Below are 14005 nucleotides of genomic sequence, written 5' to 3' on the forward strand. Positions count from 1 at the left end.
GTCCAACGCTGCCGGACACGGGTTTTCGGGTGCGAGCCGGTAGTCGACCGAGACCACAAGGCAATCGGCGGCACGGGCCAGCTCCACGCACTGCGCGTGGTCGGTGTCCAGGTTTCCCGTCACGAAGCCGCCGCCGTGGGCGTATACCACCAGGGGCACCCGGGATCCCGTGCCGCCGCGATACAGGCGAATGCCCAGCCGTTGGCCGTCCGGACCGGCGATCGATCGCGAGTCCACGGCGACACCGTCGGTTTGGACGGCCGCGGCCCGCTCGGCGGCCCGGGCGTCGGCCTCTTTCCGCTCGGCGGCCAGTGTCTCGGTGCGGAACTCGACCACACCCAGCTCGATCGCCGAATCACGCAGCACCGGGTCGATCCGGTTAAGGCCCTGCGGCCGCGTCAGGTTCGTCTGCGTCATACCCCTCAACTTCCGTCCGGGAAACCATCTTCAAGGTAGACCTGCGATTCCATGTGATGGAAGATGCGGTACTTATCACCGCGAAAGGTCAGCAACCACGTGACCCAGCTGGTGCCGGCGTGCGCAACGTCGGATTCTTGCCCGGTGCAGCTCCAGCGGCTCAGCAAAACGCAACGCACCACGCCCCCGGGCAGCGCCTCGGCCGACCACAACTGCGACGACACCGTGGCGCGCTTCAGCCGACTGCCGATCCTGGCCCAGTGCCGATCGAGTTCGTCGGCGCCGACCAGCGGCACCGCGTATTCGTCACCGATGTAAATCGGCCGCGGGTCCTGACGCTCCCAGAGGTTGGCGACGCCGGCGAAGTCCAGCGCCGACCACTTCTCGTCGTATTCGCTGACCAGAGAGGTCAGCCTGGCGGCCAGATCGGCCACCGCGTCACCGCTCTCCGGGAAGCGCCTTCACAGTCGCCGGTAGCCCGTACAGAGCCGTCGCGTTGCCGCGCATGATCCGCTCCCGTTGGTTGGCGGGGAATCGGTTGATGGCGTAGGTCGGCGAGTCGTAGCTCCAGTGCGGGTAGTCCGTCGAGAACATCAGGTTGTCCCCGAGGTCCATCATTTCCAGGTATTCGCGGAATTGGACGGTGTCGGTGTCTTCGAGCGGCTGGGTGGTGAACCGGACATGTTCGCGCACATACTCCGACGGGCGCCGGCGCACGTGGGGCAGGTCGCCGCGGCGGGCTTCCCAGATCCGGTCCATCCGCGACATCACCGGCATCGCCCAGGTGAATCCGCCTTCGATGAAGACCACCCGCAAGTCCGGGTGACGGTCGAACGCACCGTCGAACACCAGGCTCATCAGGTGCGACACATACAGCAGCGGCCACGACGCGAAGAAGTCGTGCCAGTGTGCGGGGTTGCCCACCGGATACAGCGGGATCAACTCGAACGGCGTCTGGCCCATCAGGTGCGTGGCCACCGGCAGACCGTTGCGCGACGCCGCCTCGTAGAGCGGGTCGAAATGCGGGTTGCCGAACGGGATTCCACGCGTCTGCGGTGTCATCAGCACCTGCGCCATGTAGGGATGGCCCGCCCACCGCTCCACCTCGCGCGCCGCCTGATCCGGCGTCTGCGCGCTGACGCTGATCGACCCGCGCCAGCGGCCGTGCCAGTTGTACTTGTCCAACCAGACGTCGGCGAGCCAGTCGTTGTAGGTCGACTTCAGCACGTGCTCGGCCTGCGGCAGCTGCGCGTCGCACATCGGCTCCAGCGAGGCGATGCTGACACCGGCGTCGAGCAGCAGCTGCTTGGCGGCGAAATCCGGGTCGCTGCCGGCGGCTCCCCCGCCGGGCGGCCATGAGTCCATGCGCAGCGACGACGTCTTGTACGCATCCGGGGTGTCGTAGAAGTACGACAGCGGGCTCACCGCATTCCCGGTCGGCCAGAGCTTGTCCACCCATTCGGCGGGCGCGTAGGACTTGAGCACGTCGGTCGAGACCGGCAGCGGGTGCACGTCGGTGTCGACGATGGTGACCGCTATTTCGTCCTCTTGACCGGTTGGTGAGTCGAGTCGCTCGATCGTTGTCATCAGACGCGCTCCTTAAGCCCGTACAGCTCAGTGGCATTCCGCCACAACACCTTGTCGCGTTGCTCGGCGTTGAGCCCCGCCGCAATCGCCTCCGGCGGCGACGTCGACCAGTGGGGGTAGCTCGATCCGTACATCAGCAGGTCGGACTTGCCGGTGAAGTCCATCCAGCGCTGCGTCGCGTCGGCATCCGTCGGCCCGTCGAACGCCGAGGAGCAGAACCGGACGTGGCCCGGCAGGTATTCGCTGGGATAGCGGTCGACCCACGGTGTTTGGTCGCGCATCGACAGCCAGAACGTGTCCAGCCGCCACATCAGCGGGGTGAGGATGTCGTAGCCGCCGTCGGCGAAGACGAACTTCAGGCTCGGATGACGGCCGAACACGCCCTCGATGATGAGCGTGGCCAGGTGCACGAAGTAGTTCAACGGCATGAACGCCGCGTACCCCGGGTAGGTGTGGGCGTGCCCGGCGAAGGTGGGCGGGTGGTCGACGCCGTTGCCGCCGTTGATGTGCACCGCGACCGGCAGCCCGTGCGCGACGGCGGCCTCCCAGATCGGCTCGAATATCGGTTTGCCGTACGGCTCACGCGACTGCATCGGAACGCCGACCTGCACCAGCTTCGGGTGACCGGCCAGGCGTTCGATCTCGGCGACCGCGCCCCGGGGGTCCTCGGGGTTGACCCGGATGGTGCCCCGGAACCGGTCGCTGGCGTCGGGCTCGAGCCAGCGATCCAGCAGCCAGTCGTTGACGGCGGCGCAGATGCGGCTGTTGAGCAGGTAGTCGGCGATGTTGCCGCGGGTCAGCGGGTTGAGGATGGCGTAGGTGACGCCCATGTCGTCGAACAGGTGCTGGGCCATCGTGTCGGGATCCGATCCCGGGTAGTGCTCGCCGTAGAGGTCTTCGCGATAGTCGCCGCCGGGCGCCTGATACCACTGCTGCTCGACGTCGGGGATCGCCCGCAGCTGGTGTGCGGCTGGCAGGTAGCGACGGATCTCGCCGTTATAGCGGAAGTGCGGCTGCACATTGGTATCGATAATCATGCGGTTAAATACACTTCGCCGTCGGTGACGTCGACCTGGTAGGTGCGGACGCGACGCCGCGGGTCGGCCAGGTTTTGACCCGTGGTGACGTCGAATTCCCAGTTGTGCCAAGGGCATCGAACGATCTGCCCGTCACGAACCCGGCGCATCCCGTCGAGCGATTCGGGAGCCGATTCGTTGGTGCCGCCGATGAGGCCAAGACATAACGGTGCGCCCTCGTGTGAACAGTAGTTGACGATCGCGTACAGCTCGCCGCGGACGTTGTACACGCCCACGCCGAACTTTCCGACGTCGACCAGTTTCATCCCGCCGGGCGGCAGCTCGTCCAGTGAGCACACGAATCGCCGGTTGGGCACCTAGGAATCACCGCCTTCTCGGGTCAATACTGTGGGCATTACGGTAAAGACCACCAGCCGTTGGGCTTCGTTGCTATTTATACTATGATAGCCATATTCCCTCGGCACGCACATCCGCCCTCGCGGCGGCTCAGGAGGAGCGCGCATGACGCTCAGCACGGACCCGGGCGGCCAGCCCGTCACCCTGGACCTCACCGGGGAAACCAGCCCGTACCCGTTCTTCGAATACATGAGGCGCACCGATCCGGTCTGGCACGGGTCCCTCGCGGACCACTCACAGATGCCGGAGGAACTGCGGCCGAGCGACGAATGGGTGCTGTTCGGTTACGACGCCCTGTTTCAGGCGTTCCGTGACGACCACGTCTTCACCTCGGCCGCCTATGACAAGTCGATCGGGTTGGTGATGGGGCACACCATCCTGGCGATGGGCGGCAAGGAACACCACGACCATCGCAGCCTGGTGGCCAAGGCATTCCGGGCCACCGCGTTGGAGCGCTGGGAGCCGTCGGTCATCGGGCCGGTGTGCGATCGGCTGATCGACGAAATCAAGGATGAAGGCCACGCCGACCTGGTCAAGGCGCTGACGTTCGAGTTTCCCACCCGGATCATCTCCGTGCTGCTCGGGCTTCCCCCCGAGGACCTCGACCTGTTCCGGCGGCTGTCGCTCGACCTGATCTCGATCCCGACCGACATCGAGGCCGGGCTGAACGCGGCGGCGGAGCTGCAAGGCTACTTCCTCGACCAGGTGGAGCAGCGGCGCCACGAACTCACCGACGACATCATCGGCGACCTGGTCGCGGCCGAGATCGACGGCGAAAAGCTCACCGACGATGCGATCATCGCGTTCCTGCGCCTGCTGCTACCCGCCGGCCTGGAGACCACGTATCGCTCGTCGGGCAACCTGCTGTACCTGCTGCTCACCCACCCCGAGCAGTTGGCCATGGTTCAGCAGGACCGGTCGCTGATCCCGGCCGCCATCGAAGAGGGCCTGCGTGTGGAAACGCCACTGACGATGGTGATGCGGACCACCACCCGAGAAATCGAAATAGGCGGCAAGACAATTCCGGCCGAGGCACAGGTCGACATGTGTATGGGCTCGGCCAACCGCGACGAAAGCCGTTGGCCCGACCCCAATACATTCGACATCCGCCGGCGGCGCCAGGCCCACATCGCGTTCGCGGCCGGCATTCACATGTGTCTCGGCATGCACCTGGCACGGCTGGAGACGCGGGTGATGTTGAACAGCCTGTTCGACCGGGTCAGGGATCTGGCGTTGGTGCCCGACGACGGCAGCGGTGAGGAGTCCAGGATCGTCGGGCTCACCTTCCGGTCGCCCAACAAGCTTCCGGTTACGTTCGCCCCGGCCGCATGAAAAGCCGGGCAGCGATCCTGCACGACGTCGGCGGCCCGTGGTCCGTGGAGGAATTCGAGTTGGACCCGCCGCGCGCCGGCGAAGTCCTGGTTCAGCTGGTCGCCGCTGGGTTGTGCCACTCCGACGACCACATCCTCAAGGGCGACATGTCGGCGCCCAACGAGGTGATGCGATCGATGGGCCTGCCGACGATGTTCCCGATGATCGGCGGTCACGAGGGGTCGGGCATCGTGCGTGAAGTCGGCGATGGGGTAACCGATTTCGCGCCGGGCGACCACGTGGTGATGTCGTTCGTCGCGGTGTGCGGGCAGTGCCGCTGGTGCGCGACCGGGGCGGAGTACATCTGCGACGTCGGCATGGGCACCATGGTCCCGGGGATGCCCACCGACGGCACCTTTCGCCACCACACCGCCGACGGCCGAAACCTGGGCCACCTCGCAAAGGTCGGTGCGTTCGCGCAACACACGGTGGTGTCGTCGAATTCGCTCGTGAAGATCGAGCCGCACCTACCGCTGGCCCAGAGCGCGCTGCTGTCGTGTGCCATCCCGACCGGCTACGGTTCCGTGGCGAACCGCTCCAACATGCGCGCCGGCGATACTGTCGTCGTGATCGGCGTCGGCGGCATCGGCACCGGAGCCATCCAGGGCGCCCGGATCAACGGTGCCGCCCAGATCGTCGCCGTCGATCCCGTTGAGTTCAAACAGAAGTCGGCATTGCAGTTCGGCGCGACACACAGCGTCGCGACGGTCGCCGAGGCTTTGGACCTGGTGCGCGGCCTGACCTACGGGGTGATGGCCGACGCGGTGGTGGTGTCGCCGTCCTTGATCACCCCGGAGGACGTGCGCGACGCGGTGCAGCTCACCCGTAAGGGCGGGACGTGTGTGCTCACCGGCATGACCTCGCAGCTGACCCGGTCGGTCAAGATCGACCTGCAGGACTTCATCCTGATGAACAAGACGCTGGCGGGCACCATATTCGGCTCGTGCAACCCCAAGGCGGACATCGCAAGGCTGGCCAGGCTCTACGAGACCGGCCAGCTGCAACTCGACGAGATGATCACCCGGCGCTACCGCCTCGACGACATCAACGACGCCTACGACGACCTGCTCAACGGCAAGATCGTCCGGGGCATCATCGATTACGGGATCGGTTAAACCCGGACAGCGCGCCACTCGCGTTGAGCCGCTTAATCTTTGGTGGGCGTCCATAGTTCTGTCGAAGCCGCAGCCACACGGAGGCCACTGCGATGATCAGCGTCGACAGCACGCCCGCGCCTACCCAGGGACCGGGTGTGCTGCCATCGGCTATCAGGGCGATACCCGCGAGAAAGGTAAGTAGCGCCAGGATCGGCGTGGACCATAGCGCGGCCCGCAATGTTGGTATGCCGGGATCGGCGGGCGCATGCGTTTGTATGCGTGCTAACTCGGCGCCTTGCACTCCGACGGTGATCGTTAGCGCGATCGCGATGGTGATATAGGCATCGCTGGCCCGGCAGGCTTGCGATGGTGGTCTGCCGGCCGATGACAGATCATCAGCCGATGGTTTGTCGGCATGGTTGCAGTTGCACCACCCGCACGCCGCGCTTCAGCGCGGCGGCAAGGTCGGCGCGATTGGGTCGGCCGTCGGCGCCGAGGCGGATCTTCGCATACCGTCCGTGCACGGGGTTGTGCCGAATGATGTCGCCGTACAAGTCGAACGCCGTGTCCATGTCGCCGATCACCTGTGGCAGCATCCGCATTGTCTGGCGCCGCACTAACACCTCGACCGGTATGTCTGGACGCAGGTTTCGAAACCAGTTTCCGCCCGTGCCAATCAGTAATCGCCCGTCGATGGCGACGTAGCCAACCGGAACGTGGTACCGCTTGCCGGTCCGCCGCCCCGTCACGGTGATTAGCAGCATCCGATTGCTCACTAGCCGATGCAGCAGCGGCGCTCGCAGCACCGCGCGGGCCAGCACGTTCCCGGCACGCTGGACGCGACCCTCCATCACCAACCCCTTCCATCACGCAGTCGCCTCACACAGGCACGCCCTTTGAACCGGTGATGCTCCGGCGAAACTGTGCACACATCTAAGGACGGGCAGCGGGCCGCAAAAGTTACATTCCCGCACTCCATCCGGTCCCCCGGCCGCGAACTAGCGGACCGCCACTGGCTCGAAGGCGGCCACGCGGCGGACTACGTCGAGTGGCCGAGTCACCCCTTGTCACGCTTATCCCGGCCGATTGGTGCCATCACCCGCAGGAGCTGGCCGTACGCATCGATCGGGCTGTGCAGCGCCAAACCGCCGTCCGCGTGCACGATTTGGCCGGTCACCCAAGGCAATTCGAGGACGCCCACGATCGCCCCGGCCACGTCGGTTGCCTCGCCGAGGCGGCCGAAAGCCGTCCGCTCGGACAGGCCTTCCACCCAGCCCGGGAGCTGCTCCGGTTTCGCCAGCATCGGTGTCCGGGTGACACCCGGCCCCACGGCGTTCACCCGGATGCCGTGCACGCCCCACTCCACGGCGGCGACCTTCTCCAACATGTCCACACCGGCCTTGGACACGCAGTAGGCGCCCATGTCGCGATCGGCGAGGGTGCCGCTGATGCTCGAGACCGCGACGATGGAGCCGCCCATGCCGGCGTCGATCATGGCCCGCGCCCCGGCCCGGATGGCCAGCCAGGTGCCGGTGAGGTTGACCGCCAGCACCCGTTCCCATTCCGCGGGTGGCTGCTCGAGCAGCATGCCCGACGCCCCGATCCCAGCACATGTCACGATCCGCGTGGGGACACCGTGGTCGCGCACGGTTTGCTCCATCGCCGCCGACACCGCGTCGGGATCGCTGACGTCGCAGGCGATGTCGCCGCCGGACAGGTCCCACACCACGACGCCGTGACCCGCCTCCCGCAGCCGTGCCGCGACCTCGCGCCCGATCCCCGACGCGCCGCCGGTCACCAGCGCCGTCACCGCGGCGTCCCGATCAGCTCGACCAGCACCCCGTCGGGCGCGGTGATCACCGCCATCGGGACCGTCTTGCCGCCCGGCGCCGGCACGCTGATGCGACGGACACCGTCGTCGAAACCCAACGCCGCCAACGCCGTAAGCGTCTCGTCGACCTCGCGCTGCAGCGAGAGCAGGAAGAACCCGTGACGCGGTCGCCCCGGTGGCGCCGAGCCCTCGTCGGCGCCCTCGAAGACGACCAGTTCGACGATCCCGCTGTCGGGGGCCTGCGGGTCTCCGAGGAATATCGAGCGCAGCCGATCGGTCTTGGCGCCGAAGAGTTCCGGCCAGTCCCCGGCGAACGTATTGTCGAACAGTTCGGCGAATCCCAGGCCGTCGCGCCAGAACCTCGTCGAGCGTTCGACGTCCGCCGTGCAGATCGCGGCGTGATGAATACCCGGCATACGCCCAGATTAGGTCACCAGGGAGGGCGTCAAGCCTGCTTGAGTGCCTCGATCTCGAGTGTGACGGTCACCTTGTCGCCGACGACGGCGCCCCCGGTTTCCAGTGGCAGGTCGATGTCGATGCCGAAGTCCTTGCGGTTCAACACCACCGACGCCTCGAAGCCGGCGACCTCGCCCTGGCCCATGCCCGGATTGACACCGAAGAATTCGAGGTCCAAGGCGACCGGTTTGGTGACGCCCTTGATGGTCAGGTCGCCGCGGAGCACGTAGCTCTCGCCGTTCGCCTCCACCGAGGTCGACGTAAACCTCGCGACCGGGTACTTGTCGGCGTCGAAGAAGTCCGGCGCCTTGAGGTGGGCGTCGCGTTGGGCGTTGCCGGTGTGGAGGGAATCCACCGCGATCTCGGCCTGCACCGACGGTGTGCCGTCGTCGGCGACGACGATCGCACCGCTGAAGTTCTCAAAGCTGCCTCGCACCTTGCTGACCATCAAATGACGGACCCAGAAGTTGATCGAGGAGTGCACCGGGTCGATCGCCCACGTGCCGGGAGTGACCTGCGTCGTCACGGTTGCAGTCATGTTTGTCCGTCTTTCCTGTTCGGGGCGGCGGCCTGCCCGACGCCTTCCCAGGGCTAAGCGGACCGTAGTCCAATTTTATTCCTGGCTGGTCAGCGGCCTTACCGCGGTCCGGGCCGACCGGTCACGGTGGCCGCGGCCAGTGCGGCAACCTGGTCCGCCAGGTCCGACAACGCCCGAGCGGTCGCCAGCTCGTGGCGGGCTTGAGGCACCAAACAGTCGGCGGGATGGCGGTACGCGACGCCCACCCCGGCCAGGCGGGAACTACCCCATTCCAGCTCGACCTTGGCGCACGACCTTCCGTGGTGCTCGTCGATCGCCAGCGTGATCATTTGGTGCGTAGCGAAATGCGTGCGATTGGCGTGGTACATATACGAATCATGCTGCGGGACAGAGTCACTTTCTCGCTCATCGACCGGCGTGCCGCACACTGGTGACTTTGGTCCCACCAGCGAGTGCCTATGGCACTTCGCGGTGCTTTGCGAGTTCGAGCATCACGCTGGCGTGACGCTCGGCGACCGCCACCTAGGCGATCGTCGCCAACGTGCGATCCCACAGCTCGCTGGCGAGGTCTGGGTCGTAGGCCGCGCGGTGGGCCTTCGCCAGCTTCCCCTTGGCGTAGTACTCGCCAGACGCCCAATCCACTCCGGGCGTGCTCGACGCCAGCCAGACCAGCTGGTCGGCTCCCTCGTCCGCGCTGGAGATGAACCGGGTGATTATCGGTACCCGATACTTCATGAAGAGGATGGGCCGTGAGCCCGACGCATCGCCGAAGTTGGTGTTGACATAGCCGGGATGGAACGTCGCCGCCGATAGCCCGGCGGGGTGGTATCGCCGATGTAATTCCCTGGTGAACAACACAATTGCCAGTTTGGTGAGGGCATAGGCGGTGCTGGGCCGGCGATGGGCCGTGCCCACCAGGTCGGTGAGGGACGCGCGGGGAAGCAGCTTGTGTGACGAGCTCGTCGTGTTGACGACGGTGGCGCGGGAATCGACAAGCATCTCCATCAACCGCATGGTGAGCAAAAACGGCGCCAGGTAGTTGACCTGAAAGGTCATCTCGTGACCGTCCGCGGTCGTGAAGATCTTGTTGAACATGCCACCGGCGTTGTTGGCCAGCACGTCGATGCGCCGGTACGCGGAGCTGATCTTGTCCGCCAGGGCCCGCACCTGGGACAGGTCGGCGAAGTCGGCCACGAAATAATCCGCGTCAAGGTCGGCGGCCACCGCGGCGGTCTTGGTCGGCGACCGGCCGACTACCACGACATCGTCGCCGCGCTGCCGCAACCGGCGGGCCGCCGCGGCACCGATGCCGTCACTGGCGCCGGTGATCACGATCGTCTTGCGCGCCATAGCCTGCAGGCTAGGCAACTAGGTCAGCGAGTAACGCACCGGGAGGTGTTTGAGGCCGCCGACGAAGGTGGTGGCGGTCAGTTCCGGATCGCCGGTCAGCTCTATGGACTTGAGCCGGGGCAGCAGTTCGGAGAAGAAGCTGTTGACCTCCATGCGGGCCAGCGCCGCGCCCATGCAGAAGTGCACGCCATAGCCGAAGGCCACGTGTTTGTTCGGGTCGCGCCCGACGTCGAAGCGGAATGGGTCGTCGAACACGTCCTCGTCGCGGTTGGCCGAGACGTAGGACAGCAGCAGGGAATCCCCTGCGGCGATGGGGATTCCGCGCACGGTCGTGTCCCTGGCCGCGGTGCGCATGAACTCCTTGACCGGGGTGACCCAGCGGATCATCTCCTCGGTGGCCAACGGCATCAGGTCGAGGTTGTCGCGCAGCCGCTCGCGCTGGTCCGGGTTCTCGATGAGCGCCTGCATGCCGCCCGAGATGGTCGCGCTGGTGGTGTCGTGACCCGCGGTGGCGACGATGAGGTAGTACGAGACCGTGTCGATGTCCGACAGCGGTTCGCCGTCCACGCGCGCATTGGCGATCGCCGAGGCGAGGTCCTCGGTCGGGTGCTCGCGCCGGGCCGCCGTCACGGCGTTGAAGTACTCGAACATGTCGAACAACGCCGGCAGCTGATCCTCGTTCGTGGTGCCGCGTTTGAATTCGGAGTCCTCGCTGCCGAACAACTCCTGGGTCAGTTTGAGCATGCGGGGAAAGTCGGCCTCCGGCAGCCCCAGCAGCGACATGATCACGTAGAGCGGGTAATTGACCGCGACATGCTGGACGAAGTCGCACTCGGGGCTTGCCGCCATCATCTTATCCACATAGATCTTGGCCAGCTCGTCGACACGAACTTTCAACGCCCGCATTGCCTTCGGGCGAAACCAGTCGGAACCGATCGCGCGCACCACCCGGTGCTGCGGATCGTCAAGGTGGATCAGGGTTCGCACGCCCGCGGCGAGCGCCTGCTCGTCACCCTCCACCGTGGTCAGCACCGGGCGCGGCCAGTTGGTGAACAGCATGTTCTCGCGCTCGATGTCCATGATGTCGGCGTGCTTGGTGATCGCCCAGAACGGCTTGTAGTTCGGCACGTCGACCCACGACACCGGGGCGTTCGCCCGCAGGTGGGTCAGCGCCGCGTGCAGCCGCGGCTCGTCGGTGTAGGCCAACGGATCCGTCAACAGCTTGGCGGCGTCATCCATCGTCGGCGTGCTCACTGGCGAAACTCCTTCGTTGCCGTACTGACACAGTTTTGCGAGGCGGTCATGAAGATCGGCAGGACCCGATCGACGACGCCCGTACAGCGGTTTTTGAGGGCGGCACCGACCTCGTCGACCGGGCCGACGACGGCGAAGGTCGCGAGCATTTCGTCGTCGATCAACGAAGCCATGGCGTCCCACTCCCCCTGCTTGGACAGCCGATTCAGCTCCTCGTGCAGGCCGCCCCAGCCGTGCAGCCCCAGCACCGTGCGATAGGCCGGGGTCGATCCGTAGAACGCGATCTGCTTGCGCACCGCGGCCGTGGCCGTCCGCAGCTCGGCGTCGTTCTCCCCTGTGGCCACCAGTACTTCGGCCGACAACTCGAGCTCCGTGCGGTCGCGGCCGGCGCGCCGCAGGCCGCGCAGGAGCGCCGGGGTGGTGACCTCGGTGATGTACCGCTTCGACACCATCGGGTGGCCCAGGTGGCCGTCGGCGACCTCGCCGCACATCTCCGTCATCGCTTCACCGACCGCGGCCAGGAACACCTTCGGCGGCGGGTAGGGCTGCGGCTCGGGCGTGAACATCGGGGTCATGATCTTGTGGGTGTAGAAGTCGCCCTCGAAACGAAGCTTGGTGCCGTCGCGCCAGGCGGCCCAGATGGCATGTAGCGCGGAGACGAATTCCCGCATCCGGCGCGCCGGGTGGCTCCACGGCATGCTGAACCGCTTCTCGATGTGGGGCTGGATCTGGGTGCCCAGGCCGAGGACGAACCGGCCCTGCGAGTAGGCCTGCAGATCCCAGCCGAGGTTGGCGACGATCATCGGATTGCGGGCGAACGCCACCGCGACGTTGGTGCCGACTTCGAGCCGCGACGTGTGTTCGGCGGCCAGCAACAGCGGCAGAAAGGGGTCGTGACTGGTTTCGGCGGTCCATCCCCCGTCGTACCCCTGCTCTTCCAGGTCCCGGGCGGCCCCGGCGGCCCGCGCCAGCTGATTGGGGATGCCCCCGTCGATCTTGAGGCGAGGGCCGTCAGCCATGCGGGTAACTTTACAGTAAGCAATCCAGTATGTGACCCTGCTGGTCGGATGGCGATCGCAAGCGCGGCGTAGCCGGGCGCGGCGGGTCGCCTTCATCGGTCAAAGCGCGCGACGGATCTCCCGTGAGGTAGGACATAGGCATGACAAAACCCCCGGATTGGCAGGAGACGCTCGAGGACCTCGATCGTCGCCGGCGGCGCGCGTGGGGAATGGGCGGGCCCGAACGGCTGGACAAGCACCGCGGCAAGGGCAAGCTCGACGCCCGCGCGCGCATCGAGCGGCTCGTCGACCCGGGGACCTTCCGCGAAATCGGCACGCTGGTCGGGGGCGAGATCGCGGCCGATGGGCTGGTCGTCGGCTCCGGCTCGATCAACGGTTCGCCGGTGATGTTGGGCTCGGAGGACTTCACCACCATGGCCGGCAGCATCGGACCCGGCGGCAACTCCAAGCGCTACCGCATCGCCGAACTGGCGCTGCGCGACAAGATTCCCCTGGTGATGCTCCTCGAGGGCGCCGGGTTTCGTCCCGGCGGTGGGCATTACGGCCGCACCCCGACGGACCTGCTCTCCCAGGCGCAGTGCTCGGGCCGGGTACCGACCGTCGCGGCCGTGCTCGGGCCCTCGGCCGGGCACGGCGCTCTGGTTGCCCCGGTCTGCGACTTTCGGATCATGAGCACCCAGGGCGCGATCTTCACCGCCGGGCCGCCCGTCGTCAAAGAGTCGACCGGAGAAGAGATTTCGAAGGAGGACCTCGGCGGGCCGGTCACCGCCTTGCCGAGCGGGGTGATCCACAACGTGGCGGAGGACGACGAGGCGGTGATCGCGGACATCCGGCGGTACCTGTCATATTTTCCGCCGAGCGCGTGGTCGTACCCCGCGCCGCTGCCGCCGAACGAGGACAGCGAGCCGCGCGCGACGCCCGAACTGCTCGACATCGTCTCCCGCGACAACCGGCGTGTCTACGACATGCGCGCGGTGCTGGACGTGGTCTTCGACCGGCCCGACTGGTTCGAGGTTCAGCCGCAGTACGGCAAGGCGATCATCTGCGCGCTGGCCCATCTCGGCGGCCATCCGGTCGCGGTCGTCGCGAATCAGCCCAACGTGCTCGCGGGCTCCATCGACGCCGCCGCCGCGGACAAGGCAGCGCATTTCATCCTGGTGGCCGACTCCTTCCATCTGCCCATCGTGTTCCTCGCCGACAACCCCGGCATGCTGCCGGGTAGTCGGTCCGAGCGCAGCGGCGTGCTGCGCGCCGGTGCGCGGATGTTCGCCGCGCAGACCGCGGCGACCACGATCAAGCTGCACGTCACGCTGCGCAAGGCCTACGGATTCGGCTCAATGGTCATGTCACTGCTGGGTTTCGATCACCAGAGCGCGACCTTCGCCTACCCGGGCGCGACCATGGGCGCCATGAGCGCGGCGGCGCTGGGCCGGGCCACGCATGCCGGTGAGGACATCACCGCGAAGCTGCGTGATGCCGAGTTGCAGGCGTCCTATCGCTCGGCCGAACATCTGGGATTCGACGAGCTCATCGATCCCCGCGAAACCCGTGACGCCCTATTGGGTTCGCTGCTTCGCGGACTGTCCAGTCGTCAGGCCGCTGCCGAGCCGGTCAGCCGGACCGTCATCCTGCCCTGACTCTTTGGCCGCGAG

Annotated in this window: 16 protein-coding genes; 3 read left to right on the forward strand and 13 right to left on the reverse strand. The window is 66.5% G+C overall.

Features of this window, described 5'->3' with window-relative positions:
• The 5 genes from A9X00_RS25060 to A9X00_RS25080 all read right to left on the reverse strand — a co-directional run.
• Nucleotides 1-417, reverse strand: a 417-nt coding sequence (locus tag A9X00_RS25060; RefSeq protein WP_156772287.1) for an alpha/beta hydrolase fold domain-containing protein, incomplete at its 3' end; no start/stop codon positions are given.
• A gap of 5 nt (nucleotides 418-422) precedes the next feature.
• The gene (locus A9X00_RS25065; protein WP_067159685.1) at nucleotides 423-851 is read right to left on the reverse strand and encodes a hypothetical protein; all 429 of its coding nucleotides are present in this window, start codon (nucleotides 849-851) and stop codon (nucleotides 423-425) included.
• A gap of 4 nt (nucleotides 852-855) precedes the next feature.
• Entirely contained in the window at nucleotides 856-2004 is a 1149-nt protein-coding gene (locus A9X00_RS25070) for an amidohydrolase family protein (protein WP_067159688.1), read from the reverse strand.
• Nucleotides 2004-3041, reverse strand: coding sequence for an amidohydrolase family protein (locus tag A9X00_RS25075; RefSeq protein ID WP_067159691.1), 1038 nt, complete (start codon nucleotides 3039-3041; stop codon nucleotides 2004-2006). Before A9X00_RS25075 ends, A9X00_RS25070 begins: the two co-directional genes overlap by 1 nt.
• Complete coding sequence (locus tag A9X00_RS25080; RefSeq protein WP_067159694.1) at nucleotides 3038-3397, reverse strand: Rieske (2Fe-2S) protein; 360 nt, start codon at nucleotides 3395-3397, stop codon at nucleotides 3038-3040. Before A9X00_RS25080 ends, A9X00_RS25075 begins: the two co-directional genes overlap by 4 nt.
• Nucleotides 3398-3542: 145 nt before the next feature.
• Between A9X00_RS25080 and A9X00_RS25085 the strand changes: the two genes are divergently transcribed.
• Nucleotides 3543-4769, forward strand: a complete 1227-nt coding sequence (locus A9X00_RS25085) for a cytochrome P450 (protein WP_067159697.1) — start codon at nucleotides 3543-3545, stop codon at nucleotides 4767-4769.
• Nucleotides 4766-5923: a Zn-dependent alcohol dehydrogenase gene (locus A9X00_RS25090; RefSeq protein ID WP_067159700.1), complete on the forward strand. Its 1158-nt coding sequence runs from the start codon at nucleotides 4766-4768 to the stop codon at nucleotides 5921-5923. Before A9X00_RS25085 ends, A9X00_RS25090 begins: the two co-directional genes overlap by 4 nt.
• Nucleotides 5924-6300: 377 nt before the next feature.
• Here the strand turns inward: A9X00_RS25090 and A9X00_RS25095 are convergent, their stop codons facing one another.
• The 8 genes from A9X00_RS25095 to A9X00_RS25130 form a co-directional block, all read right to left on the reverse strand.
• A complete protein-coding gene (locus A9X00_RS25095; RefSeq protein ID WP_197515264.1) occupies nucleotides 6301-6726 on the reverse strand; it encodes a nitroreductase/quinone reductase family protein in 426 nt (141 codons plus the stop codon).
• A gap of 236 nt (nucleotides 6727-6962) precedes the next feature.
• Nucleotides 6963-7715, reverse strand: a complete 753-nt coding sequence (locus tag A9X00_RS25100; protein WP_067159706.1) for an SDR family NAD(P)-dependent oxidoreductase — start codon at nucleotides 7713-7715, stop codon at nucleotides 6963-6965.
• A complete protein-coding gene (locus A9X00_RS25105) occupies nucleotides 7712-8152 on the reverse strand; it encodes a VOC family protein (protein WP_067159708.1) in 441 nt (146 codons plus the stop codon). Before A9X00_RS25105 ends, A9X00_RS25100 begins: the two co-directional genes overlap by 4 nt.
• A 29-nt stretch (nucleotides 8153-8181) precedes the next feature.
• Nucleotides 8182-8730 carry a YceI family protein gene (locus tag A9X00_RS25110; RefSeq protein WP_067159711.1) on the reverse strand — a complete coding sequence of 183 codons (549 nt, stop codon included), beginning with the start codon at nucleotides 8728-8730 and terminating at the stop codon, nucleotides 8182-8184.
• 98 nt (nucleotides 8731-8828) lie between these two features.
• On the reverse strand, nucleotides 8829-9059 hold the full coding sequence (locus A9X00_RS25115; RefSeq protein WP_067159785.1) for a dsRBD fold-containing protein: 231 nt from the start codon (nucleotides 9057-9059) through the stop codon (nucleotides 8829-8831).
• Nucleotides 9060-9252: 193 nt separating this feature from the next.
• A complete protein-coding gene (locus tag A9X00_RS25120; protein WP_067159715.1) occupies nucleotides 9253-10080 on the reverse strand; it encodes an SDR family NAD(P)-dependent oxidoreductase in 828 nt (275 codons plus the stop codon).
• An 18-nt stretch (nucleotides 10081-10098) separates the two neighbouring features.
• The gene (locus tag A9X00_RS25125) at nucleotides 10099-11319 is read right to left on the reverse strand and encodes a cytochrome P450 (protein ID WP_067159788.1); all 1221 of its coding nucleotides are present in this window, start codon (nucleotides 11317-11319) and stop codon (nucleotides 10099-10101) included.
• 11 nt (nucleotides 11320-11330) lie between these two features.
• Nucleotides 11331-12353, reverse strand: a complete 1023-nt coding sequence (locus A9X00_RS25130) for an LLM class F420-dependent oxidoreductase (protein WP_067159718.1) — start codon at nucleotides 12351-12353, stop codon at nucleotides 11331-11333.
• A gap of 140 nt (nucleotides 12354-12493) precedes the next feature.
• Between A9X00_RS25130 and A9X00_RS25135 the strand changes: the two genes are divergently transcribed.
• Nucleotides 12494-13990 (forward strand): acyl-CoA carboxylase subunit beta, encoded by a 1497-nt coding sequence (locus tag A9X00_RS25135; protein WP_067159721.1) that lies wholly within the window; start codon nucleotides 12494-12496, stop codon nucleotides 13988-13990.
• Nucleotides 13991-14005: the final 15 nt, after the last annotated feature.

Source organism: Mycobacterium sp. 1245805.9 (assembly GCF_001672915.1).
Lineage (GTDB): Bacteria > Actinomycetota > Actinomycetes > Mycobacteriales > Mycobacteriaceae > Mycobacterium.

What these genes read in the sequence shown, in the direction of transcription:
- A9X00_RS25070 (WP_067159688.1), bottom strand. Translation starts at nt 2,004, where the DNA reads ATGACAACGATCGAGCGACTCGACTCACCAACCGGTCAAGAGGACGAA.
- A9X00_RS25075 (WP_067159691.1), bottom strand. Translation starts at nt 3,041, where the DNA reads ATGATTATCGATACCAATGTGCAGCCGCACTTCCGCTATAACGGCGAG.
- A9X00_RS25085 (WP_067159697.1), top strand. Translation starts at nt 3,543, where the DNA reads ATGACGCTCAGCACGGACCCGGGCGGCCAGCCCGTCACCCTGGACCTC.
- A9X00_RS25090 (WP_067159700.1), top strand. Translation starts at nt 4,766, where the DNA reads ATGAAAAGCCGGGCAGCGATCCTGCACGACGTCGGCGGCCCGTGGTCC.
- A9X00_RS25105 (WP_067159708.1), bottom strand. Translation starts at nt 8,152, where the DNA reads ATGCCGGGTATTCATCACGCCGCGATCTGCACGGCGGACGTCGAACGC.
- A9X00_RS25110 (WP_067159711.1), bottom strand. Translation starts at nt 8,730, where the DNA reads ATGACTGCAACCGTGACGACGCAGGTCACTCCCGGCACGTGGGCGATC.
- A9X00_RS25115 (WP_067159785.1), bottom strand. Translation starts at nt 9,059, where the DNA reads ATGATCACGCTGGCGATCGACGAGCACCACGGAAGGTCGTGCGCCAAG.
- A9X00_RS25120 (WP_067159715.1), bottom strand. Translation starts at nt 10,080, where the DNA reads ATGGCGCGCAAGACGATCGTGATCACCGGCGCCAGTGACGGCATCGGT.
- A9X00_RS25125 (WP_067159788.1), bottom strand. Translation starts at nt 11,319, where the DNA reads ATGGATGACGCCGCCAAGCTGTTGACGGATCCGTTGGCCTACACCGAC.
- A9X00_RS25130 (WP_067159718.1), bottom strand. Translation starts at nt 12,353, where the DNA reads ATGGCTGACGGCCCTCGCCTCAAGATCGACGGGGGCATCCCCAATCAG.
- A9X00_RS25135 (WP_067159721.1), top strand. Translation starts at nt 12,494, where the DNA reads ATGACAAAACCCCCGGATTGGCAGGAGACGCTCGAGGACCTCGATCGT.